Genomic DNA, 21,784 nt, shown 5'->3' with positions numbered 1-21,784 from the left:
CATGAAGGTATCGATGTTTATAACTTGCGTCAGCGATGCCGTGTTCCCGAAGGTCGGGGAAGCCATGGCTCGTCTGCTAGCCAGGTATGGCGTACAGCTGGAGTTCCCGGAGGTGCAGACTTGCTGCGGACAGCCTGCGTACAACAGTGGATATTGGAATGAAGCGCGGCAAGCTGCACTTACGATTCTACAGGCTTTTGATGACAGTGATTTTGTCATTGCACCTTCCGGATCCTGTACGGGGATGCTTCATCATTACCCTAAGCTGTTTCAGGATGATCCGGTTAATCTGGTCAAGGCGCAGAATTTGCAACGCAAATCCTATGAATTTAGCCAGTTTATGGTGCAGGTACTTGGCGTAACTGATCTAGGAGCAGTCTTTCCGCATAAGGTTACCTATCATCCTTCCTGTCATGGCACAAGGATTCTAGGGATTCGCGACGAACCTATGCAGCTTATGCAAAATGTGAAGGCGATGGAGCTGGTGCCACTGCCTTTTGCTGAGGACTGCTGTGGGTTTGGTGGAACCTTTGCCGTGAAAATGTCTGATATCTCCGGGGCAATGGTCACTGAGAAATCAGATCATGTGCTGGAGACGGAAGCAGAAATCCTAACGGGTCTGGATATGGGTTGTCTGATGAATATTGCCGGGAATCTGCGTTACCGCCGCGAACCCGTTCGAGTTATGCATTTAGCAGAACTGCTGTATGAGGGGGTGACTGATAAATGAGCCAAGCCACCACCAATCCTACGGCGGGTTCAGAGAATGGAAAGCCAGCTACGGTAAAAGAACGTGCAGACTTGGCGCTGAATAATGACTTTTTACGCAAGGCTGTTCGTTTTACCACGGAGAGACTGCGTGATGGAAAACAGAAAGCGGCTAACGATCATGGCCACTGGGAAGAGTGGCGTGAACGTGGGCGGCAAATCCGTCTACACACGATCGCCCATCTTGATTACTATCTGAACCTTTTTGCAGACAAGGCAAGAGTAAACGGCACACATATTCATTTTGCAGCAACGGGTGAAGAGGCTGTGAAGATTGCCCTTGAAATCGCGCAGCGAAAACAGGCAGCTTCTGTGGTCAAATCCAAATCAATGGTTACAGAGGAGCTGCATTTAAATAAGGCGCTGGAATCCATTGGTGTGGAGACCATAGAGACGGATCTGGGGGAGTATATTATCCAGCTTGCCGGGGAAACCCCGTCACATATCATTATTCCGGCGATTCATAAGAACCGCTACCAGATTGCCGAGCTGTTGTCCAAAGAGGCAGGAGAGGAGCTTTTGCCCGAAACTACTATCCTTGCTGGATTTGTAAGGCGTAAGCTGAGAGAGAAGTTCCTTGATGCGGATATCGGAATGACTGGCTGTAACTTTGCTATTGCAGAGACGGGTTCGATGGTGCTGTTCGAGAATGAAGGTAACGCTCGTATGGTCACCACTTTACCGAAAACGCAAATTACCCTGATGGGGATGGAGCGGATTATTCCTTCGTGGAGTGATCTTGAAGTGATGGCTACATTATTGCCTCGTTCGGCAACAGGGCAGAAGTTAACGGTATATATGTCGGGTATTTCTGGTCCCCGCAGGGATAATGACGGTGATGGGCCGGAAGAGCAACATATTATTATTCTTGATAATGGTCGATCTGAGCAGCTAGGCGATCCTGAGTTTCAGGAGCTGCTGAACTGCATCCGCTGTGGAGCTTGTCTGAATGCTTGTCCTGTCTACCGTCATATTGGCGGTCATGCATATGGAGGAACGTATAGCGGACCTATAGGAGCGGTGTTGACTCCGGCGTTGAATAAAAATGTAGATCAATGGGATGACATCGCCTCAGCCTCTAGCCTGTGCGGAGCATGTTATGAAGCCTGTCCGGTCAAAATCCCTCTGCATGATATGCTCATCTATTTACGGCGGCGTAAGGTAGAACGTGGTTATGGGGATAAGGCAGAAGGTCTCGGCATGAAGGGTTTTGGGGCGATCATGGCGAAGTCACAGCGATTTAGTAATGTGATGAAGGTAGGTAGAATCGGGCAAAAGCTGCTCGTACGAGACGGAGGAATTCCGTCGAAACTGGGGCCGCTGAAAGGTTGGAACAATTATCGGATCGCCCCGAAGCTGGCAGATCAATCCTTCCGTGAGAGCTGGAAGGGGCTGCAACAGGAGCTAGACAAGAACAGTCGCGAAATGGACCCGGCGATACAGAAGCGAATGGAAGATTTACTAGCGAAGCGGAAGCCGGAAGAGCTGGAAGGAGGGGCCGGGCATGACTGAAGAGACGCACAGTAACTGGTTGGAACGTATGGAGCAGGATTCACGTGAACAGCAGCAGGCATTCATGAATGATATCGCACGCCGCCTGAAGCGGCCGAGAATTACTGAAGCTCCTGCACATCCTTTTCGCGGCGCACCGCAGTATTGGCAGCAATTCCAGTGGAGTCCGGAGGAAAGGATTGAACAATTTACGGCGAATTTTCAAAGCGCAGGTGGTCATGTATTTCGTATGGAGGATATGGATGAAGCCAAAGCTTTCATCGTCAGCAAAGTCAATGAGATGCTCGCACGGTATATTCTCCGGCAAAATGTCACCGAGCTAGCAGCATTTCGACTAGAGGAGGAACTCACAGATACACGGGTGTCTGTCTGGAATACAGATGATCAGGAGGCATGGAAAGCTAGGGCGGCCGAGGCTGATATTGGAATTGTGATTGCGGATTATGCAGTTGCCTATACAGGCTCCATTACTGTGCTGTCCTCTGAGAATAAAGGCCGTTCAGTCAGCTTATTACCTACCGCATTAATTGCCATCGTTCCATTGGAGCGGCTGAAGACTCGTCTCGGTGAGGTGCTTATTGATTTTGATGAAGCTGGGCCATCGGGGCTGCCGGCGGGCATTCACTTTATCTCCGGACCTAGCCGTTCAGCGGATATTGAGAATGATCTGACGATAGGCGTGCATGGTCCAGGAATCGTATTCGCTTTGCTAGTAGGCTGATAGGAGATAAGGAGTGTTGTATAGGGATGAATACACAAGCTCATAATCAAATTCAGAATCATATTGCTGTTGATATCGGAGCCTCTAGTGGGAGAGTGGTCTGCGGAACCTTGCAGCAGCCGGGAGGAACCCTGTCTATAGAAGAAATTCATCGCTTCAGTAATGGATTCGCTGAACAAAATGGTAATCTATATTGGGATATAGATTATTTAGTTGCTGAAATCGTCAAGGGCTTACAGCAGGCCAAGGCTAGAGGGATCGAGCGCTGCACCGTGGGCATCGATACTTGGGGTGTCGATTATGTACTTCTCGATCAGGAGGGAGCGCGGATCCATGAGGTTTTTTCTTATCGTGACTCCCGAACGGATGGAGCGATAGAGAGGCTGCATCGCAATATCTCAACTGAAAGCGTTTACGAAAAGGTGGGGATACAATATCTCCCGATTAATACATTGTATCAGCTGTTTGTGCATGATCAGGCGGAGCTGGAAGCAGCACATTCCATCCTGCTGGTCCCTGATTATCTTTATTATCGGCTTACGGGTCGCAAGATTAGTGAAGTGACGATAGGTTCCACCTCTGGGATGCTGAATCTTCACACTCGTGATTACGATGAGGATCTTCTGTCGGTGCTTGGTCTTTCAAAAGAGCAATTCCCTCCCTTAACAGAACCTGGGGAACCCGTTGGGAGGTTGACGGAGGACTTGGCGGCTCGCGGTGATCTTCCAGATTGCGAGTTCATAGCAGTAGCCTCTCATGATACAGCATCAGCTGTATTAGGGGTTCCGGCAAACAGCGAGAACTGGGGATTTCTCAGTAGTGGTACTTGGTCACTCATCGGGGTGGAACGGGGTTCAGCCATCACAAGTCCAGAGGCAATGTTACGCAACTATACGAATGAATGGGGAGCCTACGGCTCATTCCGGTTTCTTAAGAATATTATGGGCATGTGGTTGATTCAAAAGGTTCGTGAGGAGTACGGCGGACAATACAGCTTCGGCGAGCTGGTAGAGCTGGCAGCACAAGAAATCCCTTTTAGATCAATCATTTATTGCAATGATGAACGATTCATGAATCCACAGAGCATGATTGACGAGATCCGGAGCTATTGTGTGGAAGCAGGACAGTTGGTTCCTCAAACGCCTGGGGAAATGGCTCGATGTGTATTTGATAGTCTTGCTTTATCTTATTATTTCTACATTCAGGATCTCCAGCAATTGACGGGTGACAACTTAGAGAGGCTGCATATCGTTGGCGGAGGTGCGAATAACGGTCTGTTGTGCCAGATTACGGCAGATCTGCTGGAGATGGAAATTCACGCCGGACCAACGGAATCTACGGCTTTAGGCAATCTAGTGGTGCAGATGATCAGCACGGGTGCTGTAAATGATCTTCAAGAGGCGAGAGAAATTATAAGTCGTTCATTCCAAGTTACATCTTATATACCGAAGGGGATGGACCCCACGACCAAAAAGGCGGCTTTGGCACAGTTCGCCCGGCTGCAGGCCGTTAATTAGTAGCTAAGTTAAGAGGCACGCGAGCCAAAGAGAGGCAAAAGTGCCTCACCTAAAACACACTAAGCTAAAAATCAGGAGGCTCAATCATGGAGCAGAGTAAAGAGAGCTTACAGAGCATTCAGAACAGCTACAATGAAGCGAAAAAGCTTTACGCACAGCATGGGATCGACGTAGATAAGGTGTTGCAGCAGCTAGCGGAAATTAAGATTTCTTTGCATTGTTGGCAAGGTGATGATGTGAAGGGATTTTTGAATAAGGAAAAAGAACTGAGCGGCGGGATCGCAGTCACTGGAAGTTACCCGGGGAGGGCCGGGAATCCGGAGGAGCTGCGCCGTGATTTGGAACAGGCCCTTGCACTCATCCCAGGCCAACATAAAATAAATTTACATGCTATTTATGCGGATACAGAAGAGACTGTAGATCTCGATGCTTTAGAGCCTAAGCATTTTGAGCGATGGGTGAGCTGGGCCAAAGAGCAGGGACTCGGATTGGATTTCAATCCTACCTGTTTTTCTCATGAAAAAGCAAACGATGGCTTCACACTGAGCCACCCAGATCCTGAAATCCGCAACTTCTGGATCGCTCATTGCAAGGCCTCACGTCGAATCGCCGAGTCCTTTGGCCAGGCATTAGGTCAGCCTTGTGTGACTAATTTTTGGGTTCCAGATGGTTACAAAGATACGCCGATCGACCGTTTGTCACCAAGGGTACGGCTTCAGCAGTCACTCGATGAAATCTTCAGCGAGGAAATCGATCAGCAATATAACATTGATGCTGTAGAAAGTAAGCTGTTTGGTATTGGTTCGGAAAGTTACGTGGTTGGCTCACATGAATTCTATATGGGTTATGCGCTAAGCCGGGGCAAGGCGGTGTGCTTCGATGCTGGGCATTTCCATCCAACCGAGACGATTTCGAATAAGCTGTCTTCCTGGCTGCTGTTTGGGGATCAATTGCTGTTGCATGTTAGCCGTCCAGTACGCTGGGATAGTGATCATGTGGTAACTATGGACGATGAGCTGCTCGAGATTGCCCGTGAACTGGTTCGTGGCCAGTTTCTGGACAGAACGCATATTGGGTTAGATTTTTTTGACGGAAGCATCAATCATCTTGCTGCTTGGGTGATCGGAACACGAAATACATTAAAAGCTTTGCTTCGTGCCATGCTGGAGCCAATCGAGCAATTGAAGCAAATTGAGCTGGATGGAGATTACACTTCAAGACTTGCCTTGGTCGAGGAATTTAAATCGTATCCGTTTGGAGCCATTTGGGATTATTATTGTGCGAAGAATGGCGTACCGGTCCGGGAAAGCTGGCTAAATGAAGTAAAACAGTATGAGGCAGAGGTTTTATCGAAAAGATAGAGGTAGAAGTAGAAGCAGAACGAGCTTTGACAATATAAGTAGATAATAGATAGGCGGTTACCAGCAGGTGGCCGCTTTTTTTGTTTATAAATCGTACATTATTTGAATTCAGCTCTGATCTCTGCTATGTTTTATCCAAAAGAGAGCGAGGCGTAAACTATGAAACAATATGGACCGAACCCGAATACGCTCTATCCCAATGATCAAATTAAAAGTATCTGCTATATAAAAAATGCGATTACAAGAGACAATATCATTGTTGGCGATTATACCTATTATGATGATATAAACGGTGCAGAGAAGTTTGAGGAACGTGTGACTCATCATTATGATTTTATTGGCGACAAGCTTATTATTGGAAAATTCTGCGCGATTGCCAAAGGCATTGAATTTGTCATGAATGGTGCCAACCACCGGATGAATTCGGTTTCGACCTATCCGTTTAATATTATGGCACATGGCTGGGAACAGGCGGTCCCGGATTTAAAGGATCTGCCGCTAAAAGGTGATACAGTCATCGGAAACGATGTTTGGATTGGACAAAATGTTACGATTATGCCAGGTGTGCATATTGGAAACGGAGCAGTTATCGCAGCCAATTCTACAGTTGTAAAGGATATCCCGGCGTATAGTGTAGCTGGAGGAAATCCCTGCAAAGTGATTAGACAACGTTTTGATGATGAAATGATCGAATATCTTGAAGCGCTGAAGTGGTGGGATTGGGATGCAGAGCGAATCTTTAATAATCTTGAAGTGTTATGCAGCAGCGATTTAACGAAAATCAAAGCGATCGATTAATCGTAAGTAGGTTCAGGATACGGACTTTAGTTTATCTTAAAGATATAAACCTCAATTGAGGGAATACTTTAGGTATGTACGTCATATGAACCTTTCGGAGGGAACCGGCAATGAAGAAAGATAAGGTCAAGAATAGCATGGAGCTCACTGCAGAGGAATTTCCATATAGCAAAGAAAATGAGGAAATGGTAACGCAAAATTTTTGGACGAAAACTAAAAAGTTTGCAGGCAAAATTCCATTTACTAAAGATGCTATCGCGATGTATTATTGTGCCGTCGACGCTAAGACACCTTTATGGGCGAAAGGAATTGCTTTCGGTGCATTGGCTTATTTTATTTCTCCTATAGATGCTATACCCGATGCGATTCTAGGCCTTGGATTTACAGATGATGCAGCGATTATCGCAGCAGGCATTAAAGCGATATCCGGTCAGGTAACCAACGAACATAAGGAAAAGGCGGAAGCGTTTTTTAATGGGGAAAAATAAAAGGTGCAGCATTAAGCTACACCGTTATATCTGTACTTTCAGGACAGCTTTCTGCGGAAAGCTGTTTTGTTTTGTACACCTCGCCCCAATCTTTCATGAGTTTAATAATAGGAATCAGTGTCTTGCCGAATTCAGTTAAAGAGTATTCGACTTTTGGGGGAACCTGATGGTAGACCTCACGGTGTACAACCCCATCCTCTTCCAACTCTCTTAGTTGCAGGGTCAGCATACGTTGGGTAATTCCCGGGCAGATCCGGCGGAATTCGTTAAAACGTTTCGTGCCATCAATCAAGTGATAGATGAGAATTCCTTTCCATTTGCCTCCTATAACGTCCAGTGTGAATTCTACAGGGCAAGCTTCTTTATTGCTTTCCGGGAAATTTCCGAAGCCACCTTTTCGGTCACGCATAGCTGTTCAACTCCCATGGTATCATTTTGTATACTACATAACATTATTGTGCGTACTTTTAAAGAAGTGATATATATACTAATATTAAGCATGTGATCGGCAAACAGTCAAATGCCCGTCGATTCTAATCAAGTAAAGGGAGTGTTACTCATGGATACTTTATCGTTAAACAAGAATGAAATCCTGTCTGCATATCAGTTCAGACATGCAACTAAAGAATTCGATAGCCATAAAAAAATTAGTGAATCGGACTTTCAATTTATATTGGAAACTGGACGATTGTCACCAAGTTCATTCGGATTCGAGCCTTGGCGTTTTGTGGTAGTGCAAAGTCCGGAAGTACGTGAGAAATTACGTCCTAATGCCTGGGGAGCACAAAAGCAATTGGCAACCGCAAGCCATTTTGTGCTTATTCTCTCACGTCTTCCTAAAGATATGGCTGCTGACTCCGATTATATTAAAGGGATCATGGAGAATGTGCAGGAGTTGCCTCCGCAAGTAATGGAAGGAAAACGTAAAGTTTTTGATAAGTTCTTGAAGGTTGATTTCGGACTGATGGCGAATGAGCGGGCGATGTTCGAATGGAGCTGCCGGCAGACTTATCTGGCACTTGGGAATATGCTGACATCAGCTGCGTTAATTGGGATCGACTCCTGCCCAATAGAAGGTTTCGATAAAGCAAAGGTTGAGCAGATATTGGCAGAAGAAGGTATTATGGACGCTGAGCATTTTGGAATCTCTTGTATGGCAGCTTTCGGATATCGCCTGAATGAACCACGTGGTAAGACGCGTCAAGGTGCAGAGCAAGTAATTCAGTGGGTTTAACGAAATTGAATTTTAATCTTTGAGCCTGTAAAGTCTCTGTATTCTGGGGATTTTGCAGGTTTTTTTGCGATATTTCTTTTAAGATTCAAAAAGTAATTGAAAGTTTCATGAAAACTCTGATACCCTTATGAAGGTGACTCAATATTAGCGCTATCGCTTTAACTTAATAATGAAGGGATCCTGCATCATGAAAATCATTCGCATTATTATCCAAGTGTTCCTGCTATATTTGTTCTACTTGGCTGGGGACTATCTGCAAAAGCAACTGCATCTCCCCGTGTCCGGGAGTATCGTAGGATTACTGTTACTTTTTGTTCTATTGCTATTCAGGGTCGTGCCTGTGAAGTGGATTGAAGAGGGTGCAACAACGATATTAGCTTATCTTCCGTTATTTTTTATTCCAGCGACAGCTGGGATCGTGAATCATATGGATATCTTTAGTGGTAGAGGTTTACTATTAATCCTAATCCTTATCGTTAGCAGTGTTCTCACGATTGCCGCAGCTGCACATTCTAGCCAATGGCTTACTAGTGTAAACAACAAGCTGAAAGCGGGTTGGAGCGGCAAGAGACTAAGCGAAAAGGGGAAGGAAATATAATGTTTTTTATCGCAACAGGTATTGTACTGCTTAACGTAGCTATTTATTTGATGATGTCAGTAGTATATAGACGATTTCGTATTCCTGTACTTATTCCCGCGCTTACAGCAACAGTGATTGTTGTAACTTTACTGCTATATTTTCATATTCCGTATGATACATATATGATAGGCGGCCAATGGATTAATCAGCTGCTCGGTCCTGCTGTAGTCTCGTTAGCCTACCCATTATATAAACAACGTAATGTGTTGATTGAGAATCTCCCGGCGATTCTGGGCGGAGCGATTGTGGGACTGCTTATAGGGATGTTTAGTGGACTGCTTTTGGCGGCAGGTCTAGGATTCTCTAAATTATATGTTTTATCTTTATTACCTAAATCGATCACTACACCTGTAGCGATACAGATCTCGAACAGCTTAGGTGGGGACTCTTCTTTAACTTCCGTATTTGTTATGATTGCTGGATTTACTGGTGCGATTGGCGGACCTTTTATCATCAAGCTGTTTAGAATTCGTAGTGAGGTTGGAATCGGAATTGGTCTCGGAACTGCTTCTCATGCTCTAGGAACAGCAAAGGCCTTGGAATATGGTGAACAATCCGTTTCGATGAGCTCGGTTGCGATGACTGTATGCGCGATAGTTGGTTCTTGTATCGGCCCACTTGTAGCGTGGATGATGTACCCTTAAATTATTCTTTTAATTGGACTATGTTTGCAAAACACTCCATCGGGTAACTATAACTAAGGAACAAAAAAAGCAAAGCACCTGAGGAGGATTTCACATGTCCGATCACACACAAGATGAAGCGGAAATCCGCAACAAGGAAAATAAAGAAGGCGATTCATTAGCTGAAATTAAGAAGATGGAGAACGGTGTAGACATCGAGCCAGAGGCAGATGAGTGGGTAGCCAAACCTGCTGAATCCTCACACCCAGATCCGCTTCCCGATAATTTGGAGTAAATGATTCGGAAGACAGGCTGTCCTTTAGGGGACAGTCTGTTTTTGTTGATGATTGTAGTAAGTATTGTATAATAAATAAAAGTACAACCTCATCAGAGTGTTTTCTCCAAGTTCGTCTTAGCTTTTCGCAAATTTCACAGATCTTTGCCAATGGGGAGGAAATGGAATGCGTAGTCGAAATGAGAACAGCCGTTACCGGCAAAAACGTGGTGAGGCTCTCGCAGGAAACTTTGAGAAAAAGTACGGTTCAAACTTTGGCGTACGCAGTGAGCTTAAGATGGATGCACTGAAGAATCAAAACGACGATCAGTTGCTGACGACACCTCATGAAGAAGAGCATAAATAATTAGAAAATAACGAGTGGGAGACTTTTACTCCTGGAATTCTGGAATGAAGGCATAACCTTTTGGGTTATGTCTTTTTTGTGCGCATATTTCCTGAACGATCAAGACATAATAGGGCCGGATGGGCAACTAAGAAAATAATGACAACGAGAGGCGGGATTAGGTCATGATTATTCCTATATTTTCGTTAAGTGAAGATATAGCAGTTACTGTGGTGGGCCAATACTTTTTTTATTTTATGGTCTATTCCTTTTTAGGCTGGGTATTGGAAGGGACCTATAATCTATACAGTAATGGAAGCTTTCGCAAAGAAGGATTTCTAAAAGGTCCATTTAAGCCGATGTATGGCTTTGCTCCACTATTGCTATTGATTGCTAGAGATTTGACGCTGCCACTTCCGCTTTTCCTATTTCTTGCGCTAATCATTCCTTCTGCTGTTGAATTTATAAGCGGTTGGCTGTTAAAAACGGTATTCCATAAGCAATGGTGGGATTACTCAGGAATGTCTTATCAACTGCAAGGGCATATTTGCCTGCGTTTTTCTCTATATTGGTGGGGGCTTTCAGTAGCTAGTGTGTATGTAATTCAGCCGCTTATGGAGCTTTTATATTCGGGTGTTCAGCCTATTTGGAAATTCGTGCTTCCGATCGTGGGGTTCTACTTTATGGCGGATTTATTATGGACCTGCTGGAGCCGTTATCGGATGGAGAAAACCCCTCAATATCAGAAATAATGGTTTCCTATATGTATACAATGAGTCTTCTTTTGTGTATCAAGCACAAACATTTCGTGGACAGGCATTTCGATATTGCATATCCGTTTCTAGTCATAAATAATATAGCAATATATTAAATACTAGACGGACTGGTGGCGATAACGATGACAGGGAAGATTCTAGTGAGCGCATGTCTGTTAGGGCATAAAGTACGTTATGATAATGGCGATGTTCCGTGTCTCGATGCCCGATTCCTAAAGTGGTATGAGGAAGGGCGTTTTGTCCATATTTGTCCAGAGGTAGTGGGCGGTTTGCCAACCCCTCGTCCTGACGCACAGCGGCAAGGAGATCGGGTAGTGACGGGGGCAGGCACGGATGTTACCGAGCCATTTATGAAGGGGGCTCAAGCCACACTAAAGCTGGCTAGGGAGCATCAGGTTGCATTAGCTATTTTAAAACAAGACAGTCCTTCATGCGGAAGCCTGTATATTCATGATGGAACCTTTAAAGATACGAAAGCACCGGGAGAGGGCACCACTACGGAGCTGTTGAGGAAAAATGGGTTTAAAGTATTTGGCGAAGATCAGCTGGACGAAGTCGAGCAGGAACTCGCACGTATGGACGGGCAGGTTATTCTTTAAGTAATAAATAGGTTGCAGGATACATAGTGTGTATAAGGGGAACGAAGCAGTGTCCTTGGGAGAGGAAATGCCGTCCGATGAGCCATCCTTCATTTGGGATAGGAGGCGGACGCAGATGAGTATTGATCAGCTCATTGCTTTGCTCGTTCTTGTCATTATGATCGTACAGCTTGCTGGCACAAAAGGTAAACACTAAGTCTCACCTCATTGTAACTGCTTCCGGAGCTCAGGATTTTTTGAGTTCGGAAGCTTTTTTTGTCCCTGGCTATGCATATTGTGAAATCTAAAGGATTCCTTCATAGTGATGTCTAATATACATATAGTGGGTTTTTGGGAAGTCCAAGGAAAGAAATTAGGGGGAACTATGAAATTTAGAACATGGATAATCATTGTTCAGTTGTTTATGATTGCTGTGCTTGTAGGCGTTTTGGCGGCCGATCTAGGTAAGCCAGGCTCAGATGAGTCTAAACATGATGATATTTTAATACATTTTGATCAAAAAGATTTAAACAGGATAAAAGAAACGGTTCAAAGGTTTAGTGAAGGTAAAGGGGATAACCTGATGTTGATTGAGCCAACCACGGATAGTGGACGGTTAATTCATGATTTCTATTCTAATGGTAAAGAGCTTCATTGGGTAAAGGATGATACAAGAGATGCATGGAGTAATAGTCCTGGGAAGATCGAATATGTATGCAAGGCGATTGAACTAATAGAGACAGGTGAGCGGTTTAATGTCGAGTTATCCCAATGTAATGTTCAGCCAGACGGTGAGAAAATAAATGTGATCAGCTTTTTAAAAGAAAGATTATAAACCCATTTACGGAGAGGATGGATGATCAATATGCCGATGTCTGAGTACTATCAAGGAATTCGAGGGAAAGTGGGCTCAGAATTATTAATGATGCCTTCCGTAGCTGCAGTAATAAGAAATAAAGAGGATGAGATTCTATTCATCCGCAAGCCAGGAGAATCTTTGTGGGGATTGCCTGCGGGAGCGATTGAGCCAGGGGAGCGTCCTGGAAGAACCTTACGCAGAGAGGTATATGAAGAGACAGGGTTGATGGTTCATCCTATGTCTATTTTAGGTGTTTTTGGTGGAGCGAAATATAGATACGAATATAGTAATGGCGATCAGGTAGAATATACGGTTATTGTATTTGAGTGCTCTATCATCAGAGGAACGCTTAGAGCTATAGATGGGGAGATCGAAGAATTTAAATTTTTCAAAGAGAACGAGCTGCCAGAGATTGCAATTCTATATCCTAGAGAGATTTTTATAAAAGACCGAGAGAAGACTGCAACGATATTTGAGTGACTGAGAGGAGTGCCTCATGAAGACCTACATTTATATGGTTAGACATGCAGTGTCACCTTTTGTATTAGGGAATGAGCGGGAACGGGGATTATCCGAAAAAGGGCACGCAGACGCTTATAGAATCAAAGAGCTTTTGGCGGAGGAGAAAATTACACATTTTGTCTCCAGTCCATATAGACGAGCCGTAGAGACGATCAAGTATTTGGCAGAAGCTTCGAACCAAGAGATTGAACTGTATGAAGAACTCAGAGAACGAGCAATCGGAAGTGTCGAGATTGAAATTAGTGAAGATGACTTTCTGCAGGGCATTCGGACATCATTCAGCGACAAATATTATAAAATGCCGGATGGAGAGAGTACTCAGGAAGCACAAGAGCGTGCAATTCCTGTTATCAAGCAATTAATTAAACAGCATAAAGGCGGCAAAATCGCTTTAGGTACGCACGGGAATATCATGACCATTATCCTGAATTACTTCGATAAGAAGTATGGATATGAGTTCTTTGAACAGACGTCCAAGCCGGATATTTATAAGCTGGAATTTGAAGAATTGGAGCTTACCCATGTGGAGCGGCTGTGGGACTCCGAAGTGCTGAACAGATGAAATATTTTATAAAGCTGAATGCACTAAGCGTACTTTATGCCTTTATGTTATTTATTGTAATAGAGCTGCCATTGAATATTTATCGAATCAGCAGAATTTCAGGCTTGGTGGTTCCCAATCACAGAACCTGCAGATAAACCTGCACCGGTAACAGGACTGATCATAATAGGAGCCATGATTATTTATCCGTTTTATATCGCAATGATTAGTATTATCGCAAGCATCACTTTTAAGTCAGACGCTGGATAGAGGTTGGAAATGAGGATCAATGATTTGAAAGAAAGACTTTTTTATACTTGTATCTGCCTCGTTGTTATTGTATTGGGGTTAAGCTCTAGAGTATTCACGAATCAGCTGCCTTTGTTTGTATCTAGACATTTCGGAGATGCGCTTTGGGGCAGTATGGTTTATTTTATGTTTCGGGTCCTACTGGTAAATCAAAAGCTAAGGCTCGCCTTTGTATGGAGTTTGGTGTTTAGCTTCGGCATAGAATTTAGCCAGCTGTATCAAGCGGAGTGGATCAACAGCATCCGATCTACAGTATTGGGTGGTCTAATTCTCGGAAAAGGATTCCTATGGATCGACCTCGTTAGATATTTGGTTGGCATTACCCTTTGTTATGGATTGGATCAATACTTTCACCAAAAGGTGCACCGAAATGATAAATAGTGTTTATTGGAGAGGAACCTTTAAATGGTAAATAGTTTGATTGTGGTATGCTTGCTTACGATGATTATTCACACGGCAGAAACCTTATCGTATTCGGTACGATATGCCGGAGTGAAGCTGAACAAGATAGCCATTGCTTTATCTCTCACAGGCATTATTGTTCTCGTCTCAAGAACTGCAAATATGATCCAAGCTCCACTGACGGCTAAATTCGTAGATTATGCCAAAATACATTCTGATTTTCCGCTTCTAAATTACTTGAGAATTATATTATTGGCTTCTTCCTTAGGAACATTAATTGCCATTGCTGTTTTTCCTACCTTTGTCGGCTTGTTTGGGAGAATCATCTCTAAGCTTGAAATTGAGGGTTCTATCCCAAAACTGCTTACCAGTGTAACGATCGGGCAACTAAAGAACACAAGAAAATACATAAGAAAACCAAAAGTGAATCTATATAACTTCAGATACCTGGGGATTCCTAAACGATTTATTGTGATGAATGTTTTTGTTACAGCCTTTTACACCGTAGGTGTCATATCATCATTGTATGCTGCTCATCTAATGCCTCAATATAGCACGACTGCTTCTCAAGCTTCCGGACTGATTAACGGTATGGCGACTATTCTGCTGACCATATTTATCGACCCACAGCTTGGTCTAATTACCCATAAGGCTACTGAAAATGTAGAATACCGTGATCAGCTAGGAAAAATATATGTGGTATTGATGGGTTCTCGATTTGTAGGCACTATATTTGCTCAGCTCCTGATTGTGCCCGCAGCCCAGCTAATTAGTATGTTAGTGAAGCTGATTTGAGCCAGTGGGGCTAATCATTAGCGAAGTTTAGATTCTGCTGCTCTTAGAGCTAGCGAGATCTTCTGCTCCCAGCTGTAAATATTCTGCTGCATGGAATGAATTCGTTTCATTTGCTCATAGGATGATTTCAATTCTGTAGCGGCTCTAACTGCATCACCTTGCTTAACAGCTGCTTTATATTGTTTGTCAGCATCCGCGCGTACTTTCTGCGTGACAGTGAGATTCTTACTTTCGGCAGTTATTTGTTTCTTTAAAGCAGTGATGGGTGCTAACGCATCTTTGACGGGTTTAAGCTTAGCAGCGGTTTGCTTGCGAGCGGCTGCCAAAGCGGTTGTCTTTGTCTTAATTTCGGCTCGGGCCAGGGTTACAGCAGCCTTTAGTTTATTACGCTTCAGTTCCAGCAATGTGACTTTTTTCAAGTCTTTAGCTTTCTTGGCTGCGGTAAACTGTTTACCGAGTGTGCTGTATTGTTCCAGAAGGGGAGCGTGTTTCTTCTGAACTGAGGTTGCTTCTGAAGATAAGCGGCTTAACAGTGCTTGATCTGTTGACTGTATGACGGAACGAATAGATTTCAGAGTGTCATTATTCTGCTTGCGTAACTTCTGAATTTCTGAGTTATCTGTCTTGAGGGTGGCTTGAAGCGCGGTATAATTACCATGAAGACTGTTAATGTCATCCAGCGCGGCATCCCAGCCAGTAGCAGCAGACACAAGTGTAAGGTTACAGGTTAGGAAAGCTGCTACCAGCACTAATTGAGCCACCCATTTTAAATCCCTAATTCTGAAAATGTTCTTTCTACATCTGGCGGTACCTTTTGGTTTAAACATTCATCTCAGCTCCTTAATGAATTAGTTAATATACGCAAAAAAGCACCTCCAAGATAGGCATTGACGCCTGTCTTGCGAGGTGCTTCTCCCGCACAGAAATATAAAAGATGCTCTTACTATAACTTGAAATTAATGGATAGTCAATGGACAATAGAACGTTTGTTTGCTTGTTTTTATAATTGTGAAATACAAAGGGGAGTAAATATGAGTTCACATCTAGAGTATGGGCACGATCGAGTGGCCCTGATTACCGGAACCTCCAGTGGATTTGGATTGCTGACAGCGCTCAATTTGGCTGGACAGGGGTTTAAGGTGATAGCAACCATGCGTGATTTAAACCGTAAAGCCGAGCTGGTGCAGCAGGCAGAGCAGGCAGGAATTTTAAAGCAGCTTCATTTAATGACCATGGATGTCACCGACAGCGATTCTATAGAGATAGCAATATCTTCAGTACACGAAACATTTGGAAGAATTGATGTTCTAGTCAATAATGCAGGTTTTGCCATTGGCGGTTTCATAGAAGAAATATCTATGGAGGAATGGCGGCGGCAAATGGAGACGAACTTTTTTGGATTAGTGGCTGTGACAACAGCTGTGCTGCCCATTATGCGAGAACAGCAGAGCGGCACGATTATTAATGTGGGAAGTGTAAGCGGATTATCCGGATTTCCAGGTTATGCGCCTTATGCAGCTTCTAAATTTGCTGTTGAAGGTTTCAGCGAAAGCCTGCGTCATGAAATGTCCCCTTATGGAATACGGGTGGTATTAATTGAACCGGGTTCCTTCCGTACACCGATATGGGGAAAAGGCATGGAGCAAATTCGACGTAAGGAGGATTCTCCGTATAAAGAACGTCTTGACGCTGTGCTACGATATTCCAAACATACTGCTGAGACAGCGCCTGACCCTAGTCAAGTGGCTAATCTTATCGGTCGTATTACCGAAATGAAAGCACCACGGCTACGTTATCCTATCGGCAAAGGCACGCGAATCTTAATCTTAGGCAAAACGCTGCTTCCATGGAAATGCCTGGAGAGAATTATTGCGAAAGAATTGAGGGGATAGGATGGAGTCATCCATAAATATAACAATCATTAAACTAATAGGTTATATGTCCAGTTTGATGACCGTTTTTTTATGGCTAATTTTTATATTCATCAATCCATATGCTGAGATTACGAATCGCTCCACTCTTGTAATTAGTATAATTATGTTGTTATTACCGGCGGGGTTATTAGCAATAGGTGTCTTTTTAAACAGAAGTCGGCTAATGCTGCTTGCATTTATCTGGAGTTTTCCCTACAGTTTATATATGTTATTAACGCCCGGAATCTTTAGGTTGTTCGGGATTACGAGCCTAATGTATTTACTTTGTTTTGTGTTATTTAGAATGAACAAGATTAGATATTGAACAAGGATAGAGGTGTGCCGATGCTAGAATCGTCCGGAATCCATATCTGCTTCAACGCAGATGGCCGTGAAATAGAAATCCTCGATGTTACTCCATTTGGCAAAGATAAATTTCGAATTGAAGAGACACCGATTTTTAATCCGGCTGTTACAATGGGAGATATTATACAGGTGAAGGAAGAAAATGGAGTCTATTATTACCAAGAGACCGTCCAGAAATCTCCTTTCAAAAGATACGCTTGGCTGCTTAGCAAAGAGGCTGTTGATTCAACGGCCATTGCAGATTTTAAACATAGAATTATAGAGAATGAAGGCAAATGTGAGTTGATCTTTGGCGGTTTGTTCGTCATTCATATTCCTAAGAATACTTCGATTGATGTTGATGGGGAAATGAATCGAATTATTGAGCGGTTCGAGATTTGAATACTAAGAAAAATGCTGCGTCATGAAATGCAAGGAAACTTGCACACGATGACTGCAGCATGGAGAATAGAAGAAACGCTTTTTATTTTATTTCTTCCATAAATGTCTTGAAATTTTCAGTGATTTCTTTTGATTTAGTATGGTGCAGATAATGTCCTGCATCAAGTTTTACCAATTTTCCTTGTTTAGAATTTTTGACTTGCTCTTCATGCAATGATATCCAATCTTTTAAGAGAGTATCATCCCCTTGTACAAAGAGCAAAAGGGGAAGATCCTTTGGAAAAGTTGAATTTAGAGCCCCTTTATAATTAGAAGACATATGTTCCACTTCATTTAAGTGAGTGTAATTATAAGTGTTTCTAAGTGTAAATAATCTCAATTGTTCTTTAGTTTCATCATCAAACGGCAATCCAACATAGGGGTTTCCACTTGTTTTAAATAACAATCTGCCCAAGCCTGAGTTTCTAAGTAGTTTTAATTTTCCTGTTGGTATTTTAACATTTGTTCTGTCTTCTGTTGCAATACTGTTATCAATCCCGACAAATGCACTCACTTCGTTTGGATATTTGTTCACATAATTCAAACTGTACATACCGGAAATAGAGTGTGCCATTAGAATATAACGGTCAATATTAAGCTGCTTTACAGCTTCATGAATTTCACTTACAATATTTTCCGTGGTTCGTTCTTTTTCAGTTCTATCACTTAATCCATAACCGAAAGGCTCAATCGCGACAACTTTGTAAAATGGAGATAGTTCATCTATCAGCAGTTTAAAATCAAGTCCCGGTGCCACCGTTCCATAACCAGGTAAGAGTACGACCGTCTCTTCGCCATTTCCTTGAATCAAAACATTCATATTTTTACCGTCGACGCTTACAGACTGACCATAGGGTTTTATTTTAGCTTGGTCCGATTTATTAAGGAAAATATTAGCGACAAAAACAGTCACTAGAAAAACTACTATTGCAGTAGCTAAAGCCCCTAAGGAAATAAGTATAATTTTCAGCGGTTTATTCATCCTTTTTTTTATAACCTCTTCTTCTGGTTTCACTCGCATCTTCTCCTGTTCTAATCGCTTTATTCTAGCTACCTTAACGAGTCGCTAAAGGAAGCTTACCCGATGAAGATGAACTATACATGACGACAATATGAACTGAATATGAACCAGCTGAAAAAGTTTGACTCATTAAAATGAATGCGAGGTGAGCAATAATGTTGAAATTTATGAAGCAATGGTTGCCGAGTATTATGATCGCAGTGGTTATTTCTTTGTTTGTTAGAACCTATGTTGCTGAAGCCATGCGAGTTCCAACGGGCTCTATGATCCCAACGATTCAAATCAATGATCGCTTAATTGTTGAGAAAATGTTATGGATGACCACACTGGAGCATGGAGATATTGTTGTATTTACGCCACCTGTAGCTGGTGATGAGAATAAAAGATATGTAAAAAGGCTAATGGGGCTGCCTGGAGATACCTTGGAAATTAAAGATGGCGAACTTTACCGAAACGGAGCGATGGTTAACGAACCTTACCTCAATGAACAGATGGATTACACTTTTGGACCGGTTACGGTACCCGCCGATCATTATTTTTTTCTTGGAGATAACCGGAATATAAGCTATGATGCTCATCTGTGGGATACTCCATTTGTGTCGAAGGATAAGCTGATTGGGAAAGTGATCGCTGAATTTAGCAATCCCTTTTAGGTAGTGTGTAAGACGGATAAATGTAAGGCTTAATCTCTAAAAATAGATTTAGGGGTGCTGAAGTCGCGGGGGTCTTTTGAACTAACCGAGTGGTTTAATGAGACTTTAACCATATTGTTACTTTGGAAGAATTTAGCTATCCTTAAGGTAAAATATACCTACATATAGTAAGGGGTGCTGAATTTTGAAAGCTCATGTCACAGATCTCAAACATGGCGATTGTCTAATAGCAGATACATTCAATAGTGTTGGCCTACACGTGCTTCCGAAGGGGACAGTGGTCTACGGAGAAGAAATCACCATCCTGATGAGGCATCAGATTGATTATGTCGATATTGAACCACGCATGATGGCGCTGGATAATGAAGAAATGAATGTGGCACAAGGGATAGATGGTAATTTCGATCAAGCCATCCAAAACTATGAATCTATATTTCTGGAAGCACTCAGCAAGGGTAGCTTTACGCAGTCGGATGTTGATAATACGCTGCAGCCATTGCTGGAGAAATTGGATGAACAAAAGGATGTCGTTTCTTTATTATTGCTGCTTGAACGTGATGATATCAGTACATACAATCATTCATTGCAGGTCGGACTGTTATCTTTTTACATAGCGACTTGGTTAGGTCATACAAAAGCCGAAAGATTTGAGATTAGTAGAGCCGGTTATTTGCACGATATCGGAAAAAGCCAGATTGCTCCACATATCTTAAATAAGACGGATAACTTAACTCCTGAAGAATCAGAAGAACTAAAACGTCATACTACGTATGGATACGACATTATCCTTAAATCGATGAATGACGAAAAGACCGCACTAGTGGCGCTTCAGCATCATGAATTCGAGGATGGTACAGGTTATCCTAACAATCTCCGTAAACAGGACTTGCACCCGTATACGCAGATTGTTGCTGTCGCAAATACTTATGTAGGCATGACCTTAGGAAGAGCGAATCAACCGAAACAAGGCCTGATTAACGTTCTTCGCAAGGTACATGAACTTGGATTTGGCAAGCTGAATGGAAATGCGGTACAAGCTCTGATCGGACATTTATTGCCGAATTTTGTGGGTAAGAGCGTTCAGCTTAGCAATGGTGAGCAAGGTACGATTATTATGAATAATCCGTTGGATATTTTCAAACCTCTGGTAAAAATAAATGAGACTACGTTCAGAGACTTATCTAAAGAGCGTAATTTGACTGTTGAAGAAGTATTTATTTAACGAATATTTTTGTGGCGAAAAATAGTAAGGCTATCTCCTTGATCCGTAAAATCAGGGGATAGCTTTTTTGTGTTATAATCGGAATTGGGTTAAAAACCCTTCAATATGGAATAGGAGAGTGCTTATCGTGATTATCAAATTCATTCGTTTACGTTAATTTGAGGTGCAATTCAATGATGACATCATCCATTTTTTTGAAAATGTATTGAGTCTTATTTAACTGTGCATTCATTGATAAAATTCGAATGAAATGAGGAATGAACAATGAGCGAAAAAATAGTAAAAGTAAACGGAATTGATATATGCTCGGAAAGTTTTGGAGATCCTAGCAATCCTGCGATATTGCTGATTATGGGTGCCACATGTTCTATGGTTTATTGGGATGAAGAGTTCTGTCAGCGATTAGCAGATACCGGACGTTACGTTATTCGTTATGATAACCGGGATGTCGGACGTTCCGTTGTTTATGAGTCTGGGAGTTCCAATTATACCGTGATAGATATGGCTAATGATGCCGCTGGGTTACTAGACGCCTATAATATTGAACAGGCAAATATCGTTGGGATGTCCTTAGGCGGAATGATTGCACAAGTCCTTGCTACACGTCATCCGCAAAAAGTTCTAACCTTAACCTTGATCGCATCAAGTTTTTTCGAATCTGATGATAATGATCGGAACTTGCCTCCTATGGATGAGCGGATCCTCGCATTCCATGCAGATGGAGCAACACTGGATTGGTCTAATGAGGAAGCGGTAGCCAATTATTTGGTTTCAGGTTCCGGCATACTCTGTGGTTCAAAACATAAATTCGATGAGAAAAGAGCGTATAAACAAGTAAGGATGGAAATAAAACGTGCCAACAACTTGCTTAGCATGTTTAATCATTCTCTCCTTACAGGGGATGACGACTACGAGGGCAAGGCAAAAAATATCATGGTTCCTACCTTGGTTATCCACGGCACAGAAGACACGGTGCTTCCTATAGAGCATGGCTTGGCACTTGCTGCGGAAATTCCTAATGCGTCGCTTCTAACCCTGGAAGGAACGGGCCACGAAGTCCACCCGGATGATTGGGAAACCATAATCAAAGCGATTTCGAATCATACATTAGGCGGTAAAGCTTAA

The 21,784-nt window shown here is 42.9% G+C and carries 28 protein-coding genes; 25 read left to right on the top strand and 3 right to left on the bottom strand.

Annotated elements, in window-relative coordinates; genetic code table 11:
- The first annotated feature begins 1 nt into the window (after position 1).
- The 7 genes from MKY63_RS29960 to MKY63_RS29930 all read left to right on the top strand — a co-directional run bounded on the left by MKY63_RS29960 (position 2) and on the right by MKY63_RS29930 (position 7,165).
- Positions 2–730 carry a (Fe-S)-binding protein gene (locus tag MKY63_RS29960; protein WP_036689769.1) on the top strand — a complete coding sequence of 243 codons (729 nt, stop codon included), beginning with the start codon at positions 2–4 and terminating at the stop codon, positions 728–730.
- Positions 727–2,280 (top strand): LutB/LldF family L-lactate oxidation iron-sulfur protein, encoded by a 1,554-nt coding sequence (locus MKY63_RS29955; protein WP_339810870.1) that lies wholly within the window; start codon positions 727–729, stop codon positions 2,278–2,280. The genes MKY63_RS29960 and MKY63_RS29955 overlap by 4 nt, the downstream gene beginning before the upstream one ends.
- Complete coding sequence (locus tag MKY63_RS29950) at positions 2,273–3,001, top strand: lactate utilization protein (protein ID WP_339810867.1); 729 nt, start codon at positions 2,273–2,275, stop codon at positions 2,999–3,001. The genes MKY63_RS29955 and MKY63_RS29950 overlap by 8 nt, the downstream gene beginning before the upstream one ends.
- 26 nt (positions 3,002–3,027) lie before the next feature.
- Positions 3,028–4,518 carry a rhamnulokinase gene (gene rhaB / locus MKY63_RS29945; RefSeq protein WP_256715506.1) on the top strand — a complete coding sequence of 497 codons (1,491 nt, stop codon included), beginning with the start codon at positions 3,028–3,030 and terminating at the stop codon, positions 4,516–4,518.
- Positions 4,519–4,604: 86 nt separating this feature from the next.
- Positions 4,605–5,879 carry an L-rhamnose isomerase gene (gene rhaA, locus MKY63_RS29940; RefSeq protein ID WP_339810864.1) on the top strand — a complete coding sequence of 425 codons (1,275 nt, stop codon included), beginning with the start codon at positions 4,605–4,607 and terminating at the stop codon, positions 5,877–5,879.
- 159 nt (positions 5,880–6,038) lie between these two features.
- The gene (locus MKY63_RS29935) at positions 6,039–6,677 is read left to right on the top strand and encodes a Vat family streptogramin A O-acetyltransferase (RefSeq protein ID WP_339211793.1); all 639 of its coding nucleotides are present in this window, start codon (positions 6,039–6,041) and stop codon (positions 6,675–6,677) included.
- Between the two features lie 110 nt (positions 6,678–6,787).
- Positions 6,788–7,165: a YkvA family protein gene (locus MKY63_RS29930; RefSeq protein WP_080742463.1), complete on the top strand. Its 378-nt coding sequence runs from the start codon at positions 6,788–6,790 to the stop codon at positions 7,163–7,165.
- Between the two features lie 16 nt (positions 7,166–7,181).
- Here the strand turns inward: MKY63_RS29930 and MKY63_RS29925 are convergent, their stop codons facing one another.
- On the bottom strand, positions 7,182–7,574 hold the full coding sequence (locus MKY63_RS29925; RefSeq protein ID WP_036689775.1) for a helix-turn-helix domain-containing protein: 393 nt from the start codon (positions 7,572–7,574) through the stop codon (positions 7,182–7,184).
- Between the two features lie 150 nt (positions 7,575–7,724).
- On the opposite strand from MKY63_RS29925, the gene MKY63_RS29920 reads away from it, so the two are divergent.
- The 13 genes from MKY63_RS29920 to MKY63_RS29860 all read left to right on the top strand — a co-directional run bounded on the left by MKY63_RS29920 (position 7,725) and on the right by MKY63_RS29860 (position 15,064).
- On the top strand, positions 7,725–8,399 hold the full coding sequence (locus MKY63_RS29920; protein WP_036689777.1) for an NAD(P)H-dependent oxidoreductase: 675 nt from the start codon (positions 7,725–7,727) through the stop codon (positions 8,397–8,399).
- A gap of 187 nt (positions 8,400–8,586) precedes the next feature.
- Positions 8,587–8,997 carry a CidA/LrgA family holin-like protein gene (locus MKY63_RS29915; RefSeq protein ID WP_036689778.1) on the top strand — a complete coding sequence of 137 codons (411 nt, stop codon included), beginning with the start codon at positions 8,587–8,589 and terminating at the stop codon, positions 8,995–8,997.
- Positions 8,997–9,683, top strand: coding sequence for an LrgB family protein (locus MKY63_RS29910; protein WP_036689780.1), 687 nt, complete (start codon positions 8,997–8,999; stop codon positions 9,681–9,683). Before MKY63_RS29915 ends, MKY63_RS29910 begins: the two co-directional genes overlap by 1 nt.
- Positions 9,684–9,777: 94 nt before the next feature.
- Positions 9,778–9,957 (top strand): hypothetical protein, encoded by a 180-nt coding sequence (locus MKY63_RS29905; protein WP_036689781.1) that lies wholly within the window; start codon positions 9,778–9,780, stop codon positions 9,955–9,957.
- 166 nt (positions 9,958–10,123) lie between these two features.
- Positions 10,124–10,303 (top strand): hypothetical protein, encoded by a 180-nt coding sequence (locus MKY63_RS29900; protein WP_036689783.1) that lies wholly within the window; start codon positions 10,124–10,126, stop codon positions 10,301–10,303.
- A gap of 164 nt (positions 10,304–10,467) precedes the next feature.
- On the top strand, positions 10,468–11,034 hold the full coding sequence (locus tag MKY63_RS29895; protein WP_052096957.1) for a putative ABC transporter permease: 567 nt from the start codon (positions 10,468–10,470) through the stop codon (positions 11,032–11,034).
- Positions 11,035–11,180: 146 nt separating this feature from the next.
- Positions 11,181–11,657: a DUF523 domain-containing protein gene (locus tag MKY63_RS29890; protein ID WP_339810857.1), complete on the top strand. Its 477-nt coding sequence runs from the start codon at positions 11,181–11,183 to the stop codon at positions 11,655–11,657.
- 49 nt (positions 11,658–11,706) lie between these two features.
- On the top strand, positions 11,707–11,853 hold the full coding sequence (locus tag MKY63_RS29885) for a hypothetical protein (RefSeq protein ID WP_155288116.1): 147 nt from the start codon (positions 11,707–11,709) through the stop codon (positions 11,851–11,853).
- Positions 11,854–12,021: 168 nt separating this feature from the next.
- A complete protein-coding gene (locus tag MKY63_RS29880) occupies positions 12,022–12,471 on the top strand; it encodes a DUF4362 domain-containing protein (protein ID WP_036689788.1) in 450 nt (149 codons plus the stop codon).
- Between the two features lie 30 nt (positions 12,472–12,501).
- Positions 12,502–12,975: an NUDIX domain-containing protein gene (locus MKY63_RS29875; protein WP_038574363.1), complete on the top strand. Its 474-nt coding sequence runs from the start codon at positions 12,502–12,504 to the stop codon at positions 12,973–12,975.
- A 16-nt stretch (positions 12,976–12,991) separates the two neighbouring features.
- Complete coding sequence (locus tag MKY63_RS29870; RefSeq protein WP_076100752.1) at positions 12,992–13,579, top strand: histidine phosphatase family protein; 588 nt, start codon at positions 12,992–12,994, stop codon at positions 13,577–13,579.
- 258 nt (positions 13,580–13,837) lie between these two features.
- Complete coding sequence (locus MKY63_RS29865; protein WP_051491644.1) at positions 13,838–14,248, top strand: DUF2809 domain-containing protein; 411 nt, start codon at positions 13,838–13,840, stop codon at positions 14,246–14,248.
- A 24-nt stretch (positions 14,249–14,272) separates the two neighbouring features.
- Positions 14,273–15,064, top strand: a complete 792-nt coding sequence (locus MKY63_RS29860) for a lipid II flippase Amj family protein (protein ID WP_036689792.1) — start codon at positions 14,273–14,275, stop codon at positions 15,062–15,064.
- Positions 15,065–15,081: 17 nt separating this feature from the next.
- On the opposite strand, the gene MKY63_RS29855 is transcribed toward MKY63_RS29860, so the two are convergent.
- Positions 15,082–15,891: a hypothetical protein gene (locus tag MKY63_RS29855; RefSeq protein ID WP_094902000.1), complete on the bottom strand. Its 810-nt coding sequence runs from the start codon at positions 15,889–15,891 to the stop codon at positions 15,082–15,084.
- A 204-nt stretch (positions 15,892–16,095) separates the two neighbouring features.
- Here MKY63_RS29855 and MKY63_RS29850 point away from each other — a divergent pair, with 204 nt between their 5' ends.
- Together MKY63_RS29850 and MKY63_RS29845 are read left to right on the top strand one after the other, a co-directional pair.
- On the top strand, positions 16,096–16,956 hold the full coding sequence (locus tag MKY63_RS29850) for an SDR family oxidoreductase (protein WP_339810852.1): 861 nt from the start codon (positions 16,096–16,098) through the stop codon (positions 16,954–16,956).
- Between the two features lie 366 nt (positions 16,957–17,322).
- A complete protein-coding gene (locus MKY63_RS29845; RefSeq protein ID WP_036689795.1) occupies positions 17,323–17,724 on the top strand; it encodes a DUF4265 domain-containing protein in 402 nt (133 codons plus the stop codon).
- 82 nt (positions 17,725–17,806) lie between these two features.
- Here the strand turns inward: MKY63_RS29845 and MKY63_RS29840 are convergent, their stop codons facing one another.
- Entirely contained in the window at positions 17,807–18,784 is a 978-nt protein-coding gene (locus MKY63_RS29840) for an alpha/beta hydrolase (RefSeq protein ID WP_339810850.1), read from the bottom strand.
- Between the two features lie 155 nt (positions 18,785–18,939).
- Between MKY63_RS29840 and lepB the strand changes: the two genes are divergently transcribed.
- The 3 genes from lepB to MKY63_RS29825 all read left to right on the top strand — a co-directional run bounded on the left by lepB (position 18,940) and on the right by MKY63_RS29825 (position 21,784).
- A complete protein-coding gene (lepB, locus tag MKY63_RS29835; RefSeq protein ID WP_076142005.1) occupies positions 18,940–19,437 on the top strand; it encodes a signal peptidase I in 498 nt (165 codons plus the stop codon).
- Positions 19,438–19,621: 184 nt separating this feature from the next.
- Complete coding sequence (locus MKY63_RS29830; RefSeq protein WP_036689800.1) at positions 19,622–20,659, top strand: HD domain-containing phosphohydrolase; 1,038 nt, start codon at positions 19,622–19,624, stop codon at positions 20,657–20,659.
- A gap of 264 nt (positions 20,660–20,923) precedes the next feature.
- Positions 20,924–21,784, top strand: coding sequence for an alpha/beta hydrolase (locus MKY63_RS29825; RefSeq protein ID WP_038570037.1), 861 nt, complete (start codon positions 20,924–20,926; stop codon positions 21,782–21,784).

This window comes from Paenibacillus sp. FSL R7-0189 (genome assembly GCF_037969925.1).
Taxonomy (GTDB): domain Bacteria; phylum Bacillota; class Bacilli; order Paenibacillales; family Paenibacillaceae; genus Paenibacillus_AQ; species Paenibacillus_AQ odorifer.
This window is presented reverse-complemented; position numbering and strand designations above follow the sequence as displayed.

What these genes read in the sequence shown, in the direction of transcription:
- MKY63_RS29960 (WP_036689769.1), top strand. Translation starts at nt 2, where the DNA reads ATGAAGGTATCGATGTTTATAACTTGCGTCAGCGATGCCGTGTTCCCG.
- MKY63_RS29955 (WP_339810870.1), top strand. Translation starts at nt 727, where the DNA reads ATGAGCCAAGCCACCACCAATCCTACGGCGGGTTCAGAGAATGGAAAG.
- MKY63_RS29950 (WP_339810867.1), top strand. Translation starts at nt 2,273, where the DNA reads ATGACTGAAGAGACGCACAGTAACTGGTTGGAACGTATGGAGCAGGAT.
- rhaB (WP_256715506.1), top strand. Translation starts at nt 3,028, where the DNA reads ATGAATACACAAGCTCATAATCAAATTCAGAATCATATTGCTGTTGAT.
- rhaA (WP_339810864.1), top strand. Translation starts at nt 4,605, where the DNA reads ATGGAGCAGAGTAAAGAGAGCTTACAGAGCATTCAGAACAGCTACAAT.
- MKY63_RS29935 (WP_339211793.1), top strand. Translation starts at nt 6,039, where the DNA reads ATGAAACAATATGGACCGAACCCGAATACGCTCTATCCCAATGATCAA.
- MKY63_RS29930 (WP_080742463.1), top strand. Translation starts at nt 6,788, where the DNA reads ATGAAGAAAGATAAGGTCAAGAATAGCATGGAGCTCACTGCAGAGGAA.
- MKY63_RS29925 (WP_036689775.1), bottom strand. Translation starts at nt 7,574, where the DNA reads ATGCGTGACCGAAAAGGTGGCTTCGGAAATTTCCCGGAAAGCAATAAA.
- MKY63_RS29920 (WP_036689777.1), top strand. Translation starts at nt 7,725, where the DNA reads ATGGATACTTTATCGTTAAACAAGAATGAAATCCTGTCTGCATATCAG.
- MKY63_RS29915 (WP_036689778.1), top strand. Translation starts at nt 8,587, where the DNA reads ATGAAAATCATTCGCATTATTATCCAAGTGTTCCTGCTATATTTGTTC.
- MKY63_RS29910 (WP_036689780.1), top strand. Translation starts at nt 8,997, where the DNA reads ATGTTTTTTATCGCAACAGGTATTGTACTGCTTAACGTAGCTATTTAT.
- MKY63_RS29905 (WP_036689781.1), top strand. Translation starts at nt 9,778, where the DNA reads ATGTCCGATCACACACAAGATGAAGCGGAAATCCGCAACAAGGAAAAT.
- MKY63_RS29900 (WP_036689783.1), top strand. Translation starts at nt 10,124, where the DNA reads ATGCGTAGTCGAAATGAGAACAGCCGTTACCGGCAAAAACGTGGTGAG.
- MKY63_RS29895 (WP_052096957.1), top strand. Translation starts at nt 10,468, where the DNA reads ATGATTATTCCTATATTTTCGTTAAGTGAAGATATAGCAGTTACTGTG.
- MKY63_RS29890 (WP_339810857.1), top strand. Translation starts at nt 11,181, where the DNA reads ATGACAGGGAAGATTCTAGTGAGCGCATGTCTGTTAGGGCATAAAGTA.
- MKY63_RS29880 (WP_036689788.1), top strand. Translation starts at nt 12,022, where the DNA reads ATGAAATTTAGAACATGGATAATCATTGTTCAGTTGTTTATGATTGCT.
- MKY63_RS29875 (WP_038574363.1), top strand. Translation starts at nt 12,502, where the DNA reads ATGCCGATGTCTGAGTACTATCAAGGAATTCGAGGGAAAGTGGGCTCA.
- MKY63_RS29870 (WP_076100752.1), top strand. Translation starts at nt 12,992, where the DNA reads ATGAAGACCTACATTTATATGGTTAGACATGCAGTGTCACCTTTTGTA.
- MKY63_RS29865 (WP_051491644.1), top strand. Translation starts at nt 13,838, where the DNA reads ATGAGGATCAATGATTTGAAAGAAAGACTTTTTTATACTTGTATCTGC.
- MKY63_RS29860 (WP_036689792.1), top strand. Translation starts at nt 14,273, where the DNA reads ATGGTAAATAGTTTGATTGTGGTATGCTTGCTTACGATGATTATTCAC.
- MKY63_RS29855 (WP_094902000.1), bottom strand. Translation starts at nt 15,891, where the DNA reads ATGTTTAAACCAAAAGGTACCGCCAGATGTAGAAAGAACATTTTCAGA.
- MKY63_RS29850 (WP_339810852.1), top strand. Translation starts at nt 16,096, where the DNA reads ATGAGTTCACATCTAGAGTATGGGCACGATCGAGTGGCCCTGATTACC.
- MKY63_RS29845 (WP_036689795.1), top strand. Translation starts at nt 17,323, where the DNA reads ATGCTAGAATCGTCCGGAATCCATATCTGCTTCAACGCAGATGGCCGT.
- MKY63_RS29840 (WP_339810850.1), bottom strand. Translation starts at nt 18,784, where the DNA reads ATGCGAGTGAAACCAGAAGAAGAGGTTATAAAAAAAAGGATGAATAAA.
- lepB (WP_076142005.1), top strand. Translation starts at nt 18,940, where the DNA reads ATGTTGAAATTTATGAAGCAATGGTTGCCGAGTATTATGATCGCAGTG.
- MKY63_RS29825 (WP_038570037.1), top strand. Translation starts at nt 20,924, where the DNA reads ATGAGCGAAAAAATAGTAAAAGTAAACGGAATTGATATATGCTCGGAA.